The following is a 13,280-nucleotide window of genomic DNA, read 5'->3' on the forward strand; positions in this document are numbered from 1 at the left end:
TTTCCGAGGCCTCGTTTCTTAAAAAACATTTTGCAACAGCATTTCCGAGGCCTCGGAAAATAAAAATGCATACTGAAATTATATTTCCGAGGCCTCGGAAAGTAAAAATGCATATTGCAATTGTATTTCCGAGGGCTTGGAAAGCAAAAAAACATTTTGCGACAATGTTTCTAAAAACTTAGAAAATAAAAAACCTTTTGCGACAATATTTCTAAAAACTTAGAAAATAAAAAACCTTTATGCGGGAACAAAAAATAAAATCTCTCCCGCTATTTCCAAATGCGGGAGAGACTAAATTTACAGCAAATTATTTATACGCAGTTCGCACTCCCCTCCCTTCGGGAGGGGTTGGGGGTGGGTTCCTCCTCTTTCTTGCTTATTCGGGAGGGGTTGGGGGTGGGCTCCCCCCTCTTTCTTGCTTATTCGGGAGGGGTTGGGGGTGGGCTCCCTTAATCCACAAGCCGTGCGTCGAGCAGACGTGAAATCTCGTCCTTATCTAAGTGCTGGCCGATAAAAACAAGCTTCTGCATGCGGTCGCCGTAGGTTTCGTCCCAGTCGCGACGCAGCCCCTCCTCGCGCGCCTTGAGCGCCTCGAGTTCCTTTTCGGGCATCGTGGCATACCACTGTCCGGCATTGCGCAGCCCCATCTGGCGACCGGCTTGCTCAAAGACATAGCAGGTTTGCGGCTCATCCTTGAACCAGCAGATGCCTTTGCAGCGAATGACGGTCCGGGGCCATTGTGTGGCGATGAACTCGTCGAAGCCCACGAGGTCGAACGGCTTGCGGCGATAATAAACAAAGGTCCCGATGCCATACTCCTCCACTTCGCCCCCTTCGTGATGGTGGTGATGATGGCCCGCTTCGTGGTTGTGGTCGTCGTGATGGTCGTGATGCGCAGCCTCCTCCGTTTCCTCACCGTGATGATGCTCAATTTCGTCAATCCACGCGGCCGAGGTCGCTACCGCGTCGAAATCGAAGCGGCCGGTGTTGACGAGCTTGTCGAGGTCCACGTCGCCGTAGTTACATTCGATGATTTCTGCCTTTGGCTGCAGCGCGCGAATGATGTGCTTGATGCGTGCCAGCTCGCGCGGCTCCACCTCGGCGGCCTTGTTGAGCAGGACGATGTTGCAGAACTCGATTTGTTGGATAACGAGGTTCTCGATGTCTTCCTCGCCGATTTCCTGCCGCACGAGCGCGTCGCCGCTTCCGAATTCGTCTCTCATTCGCAGCGCATCGACTACGGTTGCGATGCAGTCGAGTCTGAGAATGCCATCCTTGATGTATTCCGGTCCCATGGTCGGTATGGAACAAACCGTCTGGGCGATGGGCGCCGGTTCGCAGATGCCGCTGGCCTCAATGACGATGTAGTCGAACTTTCGCATCTTGACGATGTCGTGCAGCTGCTTGACGAGGTCCATTTTCAGCGTGCAGCAGATGCAACCGTTCTGTAGGGCGACGAGGCTGTCGTCCTTTTCATTCACAATTCCGCCCTTTTCTATCAAATCGGCGTCGATGTTCACCTCTCCGATGTCGTTTACGATGACCGCGAACTTGATACCGCGCCTATTCGATAAGATTCTGTTCACCAGCGTCGTTTTCCCGCTGCCCAGATAGCCCGTGAGCAGTAAAACCGGAATTTCTTTCTTGTTCATCTCTTGTTTCCTCTCTTAAATTATAGTTACTATGCAGAAATTGCATACAAAGGTATAAAAAATTATCAATAATGCGTAACTTTGCAGCGATTGTGCGTCATATTCACGGTAAAACAACGCAGCACAGCTGAAGATGAACAAAAAAGAGCATTTTTCTGCGCCCACATGCCACTTACGGCCTGATAGTGCAACGGAAACGTCCAATCGCAGGCTGCGTCGCGATTAGGCCGAACTAACCCATCTTCTTCCTGTAACACCGATGCCTTCTGTGCTGTTCCGACTCGAAATACTGCCATTCGCTCTGCACAGCCGTATTGGTTTCCATCTGCGGCATGGCTTCCGCCCACTTGAAACCATATTGGTGGGAACGGTCAATGAGGTCGTTAAAGATAAGCGCATTGGCTCCTTTCTTACGGTATTCGGGCAATATTCCGATGAGAAGCAGGTCGACCGTGTCAGTCTTATGCCATTTCAAGACACGCAATAATGGCCACCACCCCATCGGAAAAAGGCGGCCGTCGCGCGTCTTCTGCAATGCTCGAGAGAACGAAGGGAACGTGATTCCGAAGCCAATCATCTCGTTGTTGCGATTCCCATCGACCACAGCTGTGACGAGATTAAGGTCGGCTTTACGGATATAATCGTTCACCAAGCCATCTATCTGTCGGTCGGATAGTTCGGAATAGCCGTAAAGGTCTTTATAAGTGGCATTGACAATCTCAAACAACCTACGCCCCATTCCCTTGTTGATTAGCTCGTCCGACGTGAATTTATGCACATGGAGATTGTACCGCGTCTCTATCATTCGGCTCAATTTCTCAAACTTCGGCGGTGCCACTTCAGGAATCTTGATACGGTATTCCAAATAATCATTGTCCTTTGCGAAGCCTTCCAGCCGTTCAATATGCTGTCGGTAATAGGGATAGTTATAGTTGGTATACATCGTAGAGAGGCGGTCGAAGCCCTCAATGAGCATGCCCTCGCGGTCCATATCGGTAAATCCGAGCGGTCCGGCAATCTCATTCATGCCCCTTTCGCGGCCCCATTTCTCAGCCACATCGAGCAAGGCTGTCGACACTTCCGGGTCGTCTACGAAGTCAAACCAGTTGAAACGCACTTCCTTACAGCCCCATTTTTCGTTGGCACGGTGGTTGATGATGGCGGCAATGCGCCCCACCATGCGCCCCGATTTGAACGCCATGAAATAGCAGGCCTCACAACATTCGAACGAAGGGTTGCGGTCGCTGCGTAGTGTTTTCATCTCGTCGCCGAACAAAAAAGGAACGGCATACGCGCAATCACGGTACAGTTCGTAGTAGAAGTCAATGAATTTCTTCAAATCACTCCTATGCTCTACTGTCTTTATCTCAATTTGTGCACACATTGTTTCACATGTTTTACGGTGCAAAATTACCAATTATTTCTCAATAATTCCTTATCTTTGCAAAGATAAAATACCAATCTTTCAAAATCAATGCATGGAAACAACCAAAAAGAATGACCGAGAAACGAAGACCGGACTCGTGCTCGAAGGCGGTGCCTTGCGTGGTCTTTACACGATGGGCATCGTAGATGTGCTCACCGAAAACAACATCTTCTTCGACGGAATGATAGGCGTTTCGGCCGGAGTTGCCTTTGGTTGCAACTATCCAAGCCGTCAACCGGGGCGTGCTTTGCGCTATAATCAACGCTATTCTGGCAATTGGCGCTATTGCAGTCTGCGTTCATGGCTCACCACGGGCAACCTTTTCGGAGCCGAATTCGCCTATCATCGGTTGCCAAAAGAGCTCGACCCGTTCGACTTCGAAGCCTTCAAAGCCTGCCCAACCGACTTTTGGATGGTGTGCACCGACGTGGAAACGGGTCTCCCCGTCTATCGCATGGCCGACAAAGCGATGTCTTTCGACAGCCTCTGCGAGTGGGTTCGCGCCTCGGCCTCCATGCCCTTGGTGTCGAGAGTGGTCGAAATCGAAGGCCAAAAGCTGCTCGACGGCGGCGTGACCGACTCCATTCCGCTGCGCTTTTTCAGGCATCAAGGCTACAAACGCAACTTGGTTGTCTTGACACAACCACGCAATTACGTAAAGCGTCCCACGCCTTTCATGCCCCTCATGCGCCTCGGTCTGCGCCGTTACCCCAAGATGATAGCCGCTTTGGCCCGTCGCCATGTGATGTACAATGCGCAACTTCGCTACGTCGAAGCACAGGAACAATCAGGCGACACACTCGTTCTTGCGCCCGAAATGCCGCTTTCCATCAGCCATACCTCGCACGATCCGCAAGAAATGCACCGCATTTACGAGATTGGAAGGCGGCAGTGCGAGGCAAATCTGGCGCGGATAACAGCGTTTGTCAAGGGATAAATAGAGGGCACCTCTAACGTCTTACAAGAGAAGCGAACCCAAGTCTGCGGGCAATGTCAGCAAGATAGGCGTGCGTATAAGTTGGCCGTTGACGCGTAAACGGGTGGACAAGTTAATTATTCCGGCTGTTGTAGGAATGTACAGCTCGTGCGTCTGCCCCAATAACCACGTGCTATACGCTTGCAATTCACTTGGTCGGACGCACGAACCGTGCGTCCCTACATTCCCGCCTTGTTCCCATTGCATTTTAATTCCAGCCATTTTACCGTGCAATCTCAGCTATTTTAGGCGGCAATCTCAGCCATTTTACCGTGCAATATGGCTGAGATTGTTTTGCGGTATGATTGCCGTGGAAAATCACCCACGCTTTTTGTCTCCCCGGAAACTATCCAAAGATAGGTAAAACACTTGACAAATTGAAAAATAATATGTACTTTTGTAAGCAGAAAAACCGGTGACAATGAGAAACCCATTCAGCATTTTCGCCATCCGAAAGGGCGAAAGATGGCCTGCTTTGGCCATATTTATCTATCTGACAGCCTTGAACGTACTTGCCGTTTCAAAGCATTTCGAGGCGTTCACCCGTTGCGGACACCTCGGTTACTACTCGCTCTTCTTCGGCGATTTCACTCTTTCGGGCTTTGATCCTTTCACGTATGTTATTCTTTCCGAGTGGCGTTCGCTCTACAGTTTGGCCCGTCATCCGCTGCTGGCTGTGCTCATTTACCCGCTGAACCAGCTCAACCAATGGCTCATGATGCTGACGGATATGAACTGTGCCGTGTTCATTTGGGCCGCCGTTCTCATTGTTCTTTCGCTCTATTCTTTCCTTTTTCTATTCCGAATCCTGCACAAAATCATTGGCATCGGCCATAAGGATAGCTTCTTGTTATCAGTGTTTTTCTTCGCATTCGGGCACATTATGGTCACCGTTGTGGCCCCCGATCACTTCGCACTCTCGCTCTTTTGTCTGCTATTGACGCTCTATGTGGCCGGCCGGGCCATTCGTCTCAAAGAGCCATTAGCCGCATGGAAGACGGCGCTTCTGCTGTTCCTGTCAACCGGAGTCACCGCTACCAACGGTCTGAAAGTTGCACTTGCAGGGTGGTTTGCAGGTGGCAGACGGTTCTTCCGACCCAAATCGTTCGCCATTTCCATCGTGCTTCCACTGCTGTTGCTGGGCGGAAGCTATCTGATCATCAGTGAATACATTCAGAAACCCGAGCAGGAAAGGCGCGACCGCACGCTGAATCAGCGACTGAAAAAGGACGAAGCGTTTCGCAAACAACAGGCGACGCTCATGCAAGCTGCGGCAAAACGCAACGCCAATCCCATCATGAAGGGCGAAAGTTTCCGCTGGACCGACCTCGCATTGTCACGTCCTCGCTCGGTCATAGAGGGCCTTTTCGGCGAGTCTTTGATGCTCCATGAAGACCATGCGCTGCAGGATGTCAACAAAGGACGGCCGGTTTTCGTGACTTATCGCAACAAAATGTGCTACGTTGTCGCGGGCATTGTGATGCTGTTGTTGCTGCTTGGCATCGTAACGGGGCTTCACGACCGCTTCATGCAGCTCTGCCTGTCGTGGTTCAGCCTTGACATGGTGTTGCATCTTGGCCTGGGTTTCGCCCTGTCCGAGGTCTATATCATGGCCGCCCACTGGACTTTTGTGCTGCCGATTGCCGTCGGTTTCCTGCTCAAGCGCCTGCAAAAGCCGGGCATCAAACAGGCTTTGCGCTTGCTGACTGTGCTCATCACGATGTTCATGTTGGCCATCAACGGTCGCATTTTCCTGAATTTCATATTGGAATAAGACTGATGAAAGTGTCCGTTCTCGTTCCCGTTTATGGCGTGGCGCAGTATATCGGCGCGTGTGCCGCATCGCTTTTTGGGCAGACCTACCGTGATATCGAGTTCATTTTCGTAGACGATTGCTCGCCCGACGACAGCATTTCAGTATTGAAAGAGGTGTTAAAAGCCTATCCCGACAGGGAAAATCAGGTTCGGATATTGCGGTACGAGGCCAACAAAGGCGTGGGAACGGCCCGCCAAACTGCCTTTGCTCATGCCACGGGAGAGGCTGTCATGCATGCTGACAGCGACGATATTCTGCCGAAAGATGCCGTGGAATTGCTGGTCAAAGCCATGCAAAAAGGAGCCTATGACATTGTAACCGGGGCCTATGCCACGTATGAAAACGGAACAATCGGAGCCATTATGGCACCGCCAAAACTGTCACGTCGGCGTTATTTGCGGCTGATGTTGTGTCAGAATTTAGTGAAACATCATCTCTGGGCCCGCCTTTATCGGCGTGCATTCCTGCAGGAACAGCATATCGGTTTCGCCACCGGCATTGACTATTGTGAGGACTATACGGTCGTCACGCGGGCCTTTCTGTACGCCAAATACGGCCATATCGACCAAGTGGTTTACTACTATCGCACGGACAATGTGGCCTCTTATACGCATCAAATCTCCCGTAAGAACCTCGTTTCCATGCTGAAAGCGAATGCCGTTGTGGCTGACTTTTTCCGCCAAAATGATAGGAAAAAGACTTACAGAATGGCCTTGGACATGGGATTGATCAACATGTATCGCGAGGCCATGAAGCACGGAATGCAACCCAAAGAGATTGAACTTTATTGCCCGTTCAGGCCAAGCAAGCTCTTCAACAGGCTGTTTTTAAAAATGATGAAAAGCGGAATTCCGCTGCAAGTCAGCAATGTCTTGTATCTTGTTTACCGTCGGATAGCAAGAAATCTCGGCATGTAGCGTTGCCACTCGGGCCCCGTTGCGCCGTCATCTCATTGCCGAACGGCCACCGAATGCCTACATCTGCACCTCGTTTTCAATCTTTTCGGCAGCGATTTCCTCCCTTCCGCGCTTCACATCGCCGTCATAGGTGACGAAATAAAAGCCGCGATGGGGCGTCCATTCCATGCAAAACAGGTCGTGAGGCCCGTCAAATCCGTTGTTCTTGATGTTGTGAAGCACCCAAGAACGCGTCTTGTTGCAACGCAAAAGCCCCTTTTCAACGATTGCACCGTTGTTGACCAACAAATGAGATTCGGCTAACTTGCCGGGCGAAAGCACCGTGACGGCACCGTTGGTTTCGAACAATACGTCCTCAACATCAAACATCGAGAAGATGCCTTTCTGCCGCAATAGCAAGCGAAACTGCTCCATTTCGAGGCTGTTTCGCTTGAAAGCCTTGAAGTTAATCACGCCGTTTCTCACCAAAACCTCGCTTTCTCCCTTGATTAAATGGCGCAGTTTGAGCGACCGCATCGCAAAGCGAACGAGCATATTAAAGCCAGTCCACACGGCCAAAGCAAAGAGAATGTGCCACATAGACATGTCAGGATTGTAAAGCACACCACCGACTAAGGCTCCTATAACAAAGGCACTCACGGTGTCAAGTGGCGTGATTTGCGCCATTTGGCCCTTGCCTGCGATACGCAGAAAAACCAATATTCCAATCATGCCCGTGATGAGTTTCAGGGCTATCTCCACGTAGGGATGTATCCATTCAGCCATTTTTCCAATACTTTTTTTATTGATTCAAAACACGATATTCGGGCTTTACGCCCCGAAAGAGGCCCGCCCCATGCCCCAACCTGCACACCGCAAGTTCGGAATTCGGCTGCAAATATAGACTATTGTCGCGAGATGTACAAGAGAAATGACAGAAAATTGCCGCCAAAATGATGCCCATCAACGCACATAACGCCCCACCCCGCCGCCTGATATCATCGCTTTAAAAATAAACGCACCACTATGGTGTTCTAATTTCAGCCATTTCACCGCACAATATGGCTGAGATTACCGCGCAATATGGGTGAGATTGCACGGTAATATGACTGAGATTGAAACATAAGGTGTAAATTATTGAATTTCAATTGAATGTATGTAGGAACGCAAAACGAACGGAACGGCGAGACAACATGGGAGAGTTTCCTTGCCAAATCGTTCGTTATTTCTGCAAAAGCCAGTCTTTCAAGTCCTGCAACATCGTGACATGGTGTTTGAAATTGGGCCGGATACCCCACCCATGTCCGCCACTTGGATAGACATGGAGCGAGGCCGGGACATCGTGCCGATAGAGTTCGAGATAATAATTCACGCCATTTGCCGGCATAACAGCCCTGTCATCGTCGCTCAAAGCAATCCAAGCAGGGGGTGTAAAACGGGTCACCTGAGTGTCGTTACTAAAGTCTTTTTCGTCCTTTTTTCGGGCATCTTTGCCCATAAAGTTATCGTGACTTTGTTGATGAGTATAGCCCGGAACCATCGTAATCACAGGATAAAAGAGCACTTGAAAGGCCGGTTTGGCGTCTCCCTTGCTGTGGGTTGCAATGGTAGATGCCAGATGTCCGCCCGCCGAAGAGCCCATAATGCCCACGTCGTTCGGGTCGATATGCCATCTTGAAGCATTGGCTTTGACCAGCCGCATGGCTGCTTCGGCATCGCTGATGGGCACTTCGAGGTTGCCATTGGGCATGCGGTATTTCAGTACGATGGCCGCAATTCCGAGGTTATTGAAGAAACCTGCCCAGTCTTTTCCCTCATGGTTCATGGCCAACATGGCATAGCCTCCACCCGGACAGATGACGATTGCGCGCCCGGTTGCAGCCTTCTGGGTCGGCAGATAGACGTAGACTTTAGCCGTATCGCGGTCGTTTCCGTTGCTGTTGGGGGCATTGTCCTGCCACAAGTTCAGTTCGATTGGCCGCTGTGCCGCCGCTCCGACACCCGAAAACAGCAAGGCAACCAGCATCAAATGTTTCATTTTCATATCTTGTTCTTTTGGTCTTGGCTTGTTTTTTCCTTTCGCATTTGCAAAGATAACCAAAAAATCGTAATATTGCAACATGAAACCAACGATTGAAATAAACCTATGATGCTCTTGGAGAAAATGGCCTTTTGCCCTATTTGCGGCTCATCTCGCTTCCCGATGTCAGGTCTGAAGAGTCGCCGATGCACGGCTTGTGGCTTCGAATATTTTATGAATCCTGCCGCTGCAAACGTGGCTTTAATACTGAATGAACGGCAGGAACTGCTCGTGGTTCGCCGGAAAAACGAGCCCGAACGGGGCACTCTCGACCTTCCCGGAGGCTTTGCCGACATGGAAGAGACGGCCGAAGAGGGCGTAATCCGCGAGGTGAAAGAAGAGACGGGCCTTGAGGTTACGTCCGTGCGCTACCTTTTCAGCTTTGCCAACCACTATGCATTCAGTGGTGTCATCGTGCCCACACTCGACCAATTCTTTGCTTGTAGCGTTGCCGATACAGCCGTTTTGCAGGCTTCTGACGATGCTGCTGAGGCTTTCTGGCTACCATTAAACCGCATCGTCCCCACCGATTTCGGTCTCGTTTCCATTCGTCGGGGTATCGAAAAGTACCTGAAGACAAAGGAAACAACAGCATGACAAGGACTCGTCGGAGATGTAGCGGTAGCATAAATATTAGTCGCTACCAGTACCTCCCACCGGTTCTCTATTGCTGATAAGGATAAAGACCTCACGGGCTGGTTGATATCCACATGACATCATTAGACGGAAACAGCACGCAATCCCCGGGGATTGCGTGCTGTATTTATAAGGATTAATCGTTGTTTTTATCTTGACTTAGGCATTGAAAGTAGTCCCAATGTCTTTAGTGTATTGTGAACAACTGACACATTAGCTTTGTAAAACTGTAGACTATAGGCTGTATTATCATAAGGATGAGCAGGATCATGATTCCATAGCCAATAACGTCCTACTTGTCCTACACCCTTCAAGGCACCGTTCTCCCAATAACCCAAAGCAGGCAATGGGAAATAACCAGCTACATCGTGCACACCTTCTGTCAACACTCCTGTATAACCCGATGTTGGAGCATTATTACGCCAATTATCACCATTCTTGGCTGTTGTATGTCCCTTAGTAATGTTAGGAACCCACATCATACCTGTAAACAAATGTCCATCATATATATACTGAGTTTCCTCATCCCAATAGCACTGGTCAAGTACGTATGAAACATCATTAGCTGTCGGAACATCATTCTGATAGTCCAAAGCACCTACTACAACATCTCTGTTATTTGAGTCATACCAACGGAAACCATCTGCTGCAGACTTTGGCCACTTGTCATCAGGTGCTGCAGGTGCAGGGATACCGGCTGCCCCGGCATTGAAGCCCCAATTTCTTGGTGTCGTCACACCATTCCAATAGACTAACGATGCGCCCCACATATGATAACTGTTAAAACTATTACTGAACGATGGGAAGCTAAGCTTATAGTAAAGTGGAAGATTCTTACCTTCTTCTAAAACCACCTTGGGGTATTCATGATGAATAGTATAGGTTTGATGCGTGATGGGGTCACTCAGCAGTACATCCACCTTCACATTTTTGTATTCACCAGGTAATGCTACCATGACAGCAGCCTTCTTCAAGGCATCATCACGGCTCCCAGCAATAGAGAGACCGTCAGAAATTACTAACATTGATCCCTTGCTCTGCTGATCGTTCGGACGGGTAGTCAGATCAATGCCGGCGACACTGAAATCCAATTGTCCATTGATACTTTGATTATCAACAGTGACATTTATCCGTTTCACATACAGATGCTCTATCGCACCGGTAGTATTATACACCATAAACGACAAATAGCTGGCTTTATGTCCTGTTTTGTATTCTATCCCATGCGAGAATGGTTTATTGCTAGATCCCACGACATACTCATCGGTATTATTACCGACGTGGATATGAAAACGGTCGTAGCTATAAGTGGTAATACCGGTTTGTGAATCATAACTTTCTTTGTGATCGCTCCATGTAGCTGCGGCATAGCCTACAAAGCAATCACCATTCTCTCCTAATTTGTCTGCATAACCGGCTGTCCCCGTCTGATGCTGTACCTTCGGGATATTCACCTGATGCACGTTGTTACTGTTACCTGTGTAGAGAAGCGTATAGTACCCTTGCCGATAATCTCCTGTAGGATTAGTACTATTGGATTCGTTACTCTTTTTAGTAATTGGCTTCAGATTTGGATAAACAAACGAAACAGACTTAATCAGTGAAGGATTTGAAGGATCTACCTCTGCTGTATACTGCTGATGGGCTTTCTGCCAGTCTGCAGTAGCCTGTTGTTGGTTGACATCACACCACAGATAATTCTGATCGGTCTCTGTCCACACAAACTTAATTTTATTATCTTTTTCTATTGCACCGGTACGTGTAGTAGTCTCTGTCGGAACAACGAATGTTACGCCATTACCAACGTCCTTGCTTCCTCCGCTTCCATTTCCATTCTCCGGAGCAATTTCATCGCCCGCACAGCTACTCAGTGCAAAGACCGAAGTAGCTACTACAACAAATGCTAATATTTTCTTTGTCATATACAATAAGCTATAATTATTTAATTCCTTTAATAAGAAGTGTCTGCCCATTTTGGTAGTGCGATATCACGCATAGCTTGCTTTCCTCCAAAGGGACTATCACTACCAGAATAAGTACTATTTGGCCACCAATATCCGTGGTACAACTGCCCCTCTCCATCATAGTAGAAAATACAATGCATCATCCAAGCAATATTGTTTGAACCTGCAAATGGAGTACTAGCCCAATACTCTCCATATGCAGTTCCATTTTTAGGTATCATACCTATTAAAGAGCCATCGATATAACCACCTAATGGCAACACGAAAAAGTATTCGTTACGAGAACCGGCCGGAATATCAGACCATTTGTCTTGAAAACCTTTCCAAAGAAGGTAACTACTAGTGGATGATGAATAATCAGTACCGCTATGTTGCGCCATCATTTGTGCAGTACTTCTCGACACTTCAGTAGCAATCTTTGATGCCTTTTTAACCCATATACGACCATTAAACAGATGTCCATCATATGTAAACGGAGCAGGATCAATACGAGGATTGCCATTTGACACATAATACTGCAAAAGATTAACCGTAGGCGCGTCTTTATCCAAAGAGCCGTCTGGTGCACCAATAGGCTTTGGTGGACTGACTATTACATTGCTATAATATCGATTTGAACCAGAATTAGGCAAGTTACCACTGGCACCTGGAGGCAACATATTCCCCTCTGCGGTCCAATTGTGATAAGGCTGATAACCGTCCCAGTAGGTCTTCTTAGCACCCCACATATGATATGTATTGAAAAATTCAGAAGTATAATCCTCACAAGATAGTGCAGAGTAAATTGGTCTGTCCTTACCAGGATTTAACGTCAGCGAAGCTATTTTTTTATTGAACTTACCATATGTACACGTTACCGGATCCCACAATAGATACTCGATATTTACGTTGTTGTACGTACCCGGTGCAAGTACCATAATAGCACCATTATCTACAGCAGCATCCTTGCTGGCAGAAATTGGAATATTTGCCGTACTAGTACCTGTTGTTGGTGCCTGAATATTCTGGGTGCACATCAATGTAATCCCTGTGTTCTCATTCCCACTACTCCAAGAGGTGATATTATACCCTTCATCGTTGACAGGAAAGTTCCCATACATCAGCTTATCAGAATAAATCTTCACGCGTAATAGTTTGCAACTCGCCAAAGCATCGTGACTGTCTCCGGCCGCCGCATAGGGCATAAAGGTGATATAGGCACTATGGTGCTTCAATGTGAAATTGTAATACAGTCCGTTGTCCTCTGCCGTAGCTGTAGCATAGTCACCATATTGACGAAGATGAGTGGCTTTCCCCGGGACGAACTGCTGCTGTATGTTTTTTATAGCATTATAATTATATCCACTACCTACACTAGTTCCATTTCCATATCGTACTTTGTATTCCGGTTTTTCTAATTTGGAATCTCCTTCCCATGTTGCACGGACTACCCCCCCCGTTATAGGGTCAGTATCTTCCACTTGCATAGTAGCCCCGGACTTTGGAAAATATCTCCAATTAGGAGAAACATCTGTGCCGTAGTTTACCCAAAGTGGATAACCTGTGGTACTGTTATATTGTTTATCCTCATCCTCATCAAAAAAGAACCGGATTCCTCTCTTTACGCCATCACTGAGTTTACCATATACACCGGTCATGCGTGTACGCGCTGAAGCTACATATGCTTCAGCCTCACGCTTCGCATCTTCGCTGATATAGCCACCCATTTTGTATTTTCCTTCGCGATGGCCATCATTGCCATCCTTGCTGACATTTTCCTCAGCACAGGAGCCAAGGCCTAATGCCAGTACGGCAAGAGTAAGGCATTGCATGAATAAAATCTTTTTCTTCATTT

11 protein-coding genes are annotated in these 13,280 nt (G+C 48.3%); 4 read left to right on the forward strand and 7 right to left on the reverse strand.

Translation table 11 applies throughout. The features are described from left to right. Window positions 1–449: 449 nt before the first annotated feature. Entirely contained in the window at window positions 450–1,652 is a 1,203-nt protein-coding gene (locus tag H164_RS0106055) for a CobW family GTP-binding protein (protein WP_019967799.1), read from the reverse strand. A gap of 232 nt (window positions 1,653–1,884) precedes the next feature. Beyond that, a complete protein-coding gene (locus H164_RS0106060) occupies window positions 1,885–3,036 on the reverse strand; it encodes a hypothetical protein (protein WP_019967800.1) in 1,152 nt (383 codons plus the stop codon). Between the two features lie 94 nt (window positions 3,037–3,130). Here H164_RS0106060 and H164_RS0106065 point away from each other — a divergent pair, with 94 nt between their 5' ends. Further along, window positions 3,131–4,015: a patatin-like phospholipase family protein gene (locus tag H164_RS0106065; RefSeq protein WP_019967801.1), complete on the forward strand. Its 885-nt coding sequence runs from the start codon at window positions 3,131–3,133 to the stop codon at window positions 4,013–4,015. A gap of 21 nt (window positions 4,016–4,036) precedes the next feature. Here the strand turns inward: H164_RS0106065 and H164_RS15775 are convergent, their stop codons facing one another. Then, window positions 4,037–4,276 (reverse strand): hypothetical protein, encoded by a 240-nt coding sequence (locus tag H164_RS15775; protein ID WP_211214768.1) that lies wholly within the window; start codon window positions 4,274–4,276, stop codon window positions 4,037–4,039. A 199-nt stretch (window positions 4,277–4,475) separates the two neighbouring features. Here H164_RS15775 and H164_RS0106075 point away from each other — a divergent pair, with 199 nt between their 5' ends. Continuing rightward, window positions 4,476–5,828 (forward strand): DUF6080 domain-containing protein, encoded by a 1,353-nt coding sequence (locus tag H164_RS0106075; protein WP_019967802.1) that lies wholly within the window; start codon window positions 4,476–4,478, stop codon window positions 5,826–5,828. A 5-nt stretch (window positions 5,829–5,833) separates the two neighbouring features. Beyond that, window positions 5,834–6,787 carry a glycosyltransferase family 2 protein gene (locus tag H164_RS0106080; RefSeq protein ID WP_019967803.1) on the forward strand — a complete coding sequence of 318 codons (954 nt, stop codon included), beginning with the start codon at window positions 5,834–5,836 and terminating at the stop codon, window positions 6,785–6,787. Window positions 6,788–6,844: 57 nt separating this feature from the next. Here the strand turns inward: H164_RS0106080 and H164_RS0106085 are convergent, their stop codons facing one another. Together H164_RS0106085 and H164_RS0106090 are read right to left on the reverse strand one after the other, a co-directional pair. Then, complete coding sequence (locus tag H164_RS0106085) at window positions 6,845–7,552, reverse strand: DUF421 domain-containing protein (protein ID WP_019967804.1); 708 nt, start codon at window positions 7,550–7,552, stop codon at window positions 6,845–6,847. A 436-nt stretch (window positions 7,553–7,988) separates the two neighbouring features. Beyond that, a complete protein-coding gene (locus H164_RS0106090) occupies window positions 7,989–8,810 on the reverse strand; it encodes an alpha/beta hydrolase (protein ID WP_025829959.1) in 822 nt (273 codons plus the stop codon). A 102-nt stretch (window positions 8,811–8,912) separates the two neighbouring features. Between H164_RS0106090 and H164_RS0106095 the strand changes: the two genes are divergently transcribed. Next, window positions 8,913–9,443 carry an NUDIX hydrolase gene (locus H164_RS0106095; protein ID WP_025829958.1) on the forward strand — a complete coding sequence of 177 codons (531 nt, stop codon included), beginning with the start codon at window positions 8,913–8,915 and terminating at the stop codon, window positions 9,441–9,443. Between the two features lie 188 nt (window positions 9,444–9,631). Here H164_RS0106095 and H164_RS0106100 read toward each other — a convergent pair whose 3' ends face one another. Then, a complete protein-coding gene (locus H164_RS0106100; RefSeq protein WP_036872790.1) occupies window positions 9,632–11,404 on the reverse strand; it encodes a hypothetical protein in 1,773 nt (590 codons plus the stop codon). Window positions 11,405–11,433: 29 nt separating this feature from the next. Further along, the gene (locus tag H164_RS14435; protein ID WP_019967808.1) at window positions 11,434–13,278 is read right to left on the reverse strand and encodes a hypothetical protein; all 1,845 of its coding nucleotides are present in this window, start codon (window positions 13,276–13,278) and stop codon (window positions 11,434–11,436) included. Between the last annotated feature and the right edge of the window lie 2 nt (window positions 13,279–13,280).

It is taken from the genome of Segatella maculosa DSM 19339 = JCM 15638 (assembly GCF_000382385.1).
In the GTDB taxonomy this organism is placed as follows: Bacteria; Bacteroidota; Bacteroidia; order Bacteroidales; family Bacteroidaceae; genus Prevotella; species Prevotella maculosa.

What these genes read in the sequence shown, in the direction of transcription:
- H164_RS0106055 (WP_019967799.1), bottom strand. Translation starts at nt 1,652, where the DNA reads ATGAACAAGAAAGAAATTCCGGTTTTACTGCTCACGGGCTATCTGGGC.
- H164_RS0106060 (WP_019967800.1), bottom strand. Translation starts at nt 3,036, where the DNA reads ATGTGTGCACAAATTGAGATAAAGACAGTAGAGCATAGGAGTGATTTG.
- H164_RS0106065 (WP_019967801.1), top strand. Translation starts at nt 3,131, where the DNA reads ATGGAAACAACCAAAAAGAATGACCGAGAAACGAAGACCGGACTCGTG.
- H164_RS15775 (WP_211214768.1), bottom strand. Translation starts at nt 4,276, where the DNA reads ATGGCTGGAATTAAAATGCAATGGGAACAAGGCGGGAATGTAGGGACG.
- H164_RS0106075 (WP_019967802.1), top strand. Translation starts at nt 4,476, where the DNA reads ATGAGAAACCCATTCAGCATTTTCGCCATCCGAAAGGGCGAAAGATGG.
- H164_RS0106080 (WP_019967803.1), top strand. Translation starts at nt 5,834, where the DNA reads ATGAAAGTGTCCGTTCTCGTTCCCGTTTATGGCGTGGCGCAGTATATC.
- H164_RS0106085 (WP_019967804.1), bottom strand. Translation starts at nt 7,552, where the DNA reads ATGGCTGAATGGATACATCCCTACGTGGAGATAGCCCTGAAACTCATC.
- H164_RS0106090 (WP_025829959.1), bottom strand. Translation starts at nt 8,810, where the DNA reads ATGAAAATGAAACATTTGATGCTGGTTGCCTTGCTGTTTTCGGGTGTC.
- H164_RS0106095 (WP_025829958.1), top strand. Translation starts at nt 8,913, where the DNA reads ATGATGCTCTTGGAGAAAATGGCCTTTTGCCCTATTTGCGGCTCATCT.
- H164_RS0106100 (WP_036872790.1), bottom strand. Translation starts at nt 11,404, where the DNA reads ATGACAAAGAAAATATTAGCATTTGTTGTAGTAGCTACTTCGGTCTTT.
- H164_RS14435 (WP_019967808.1), bottom strand. Translation starts at nt 13,278, where the DNA reads ATGAAGAAAAAGATTTTATTCATGCAATGCCTTACTCTTGCCGTACTG.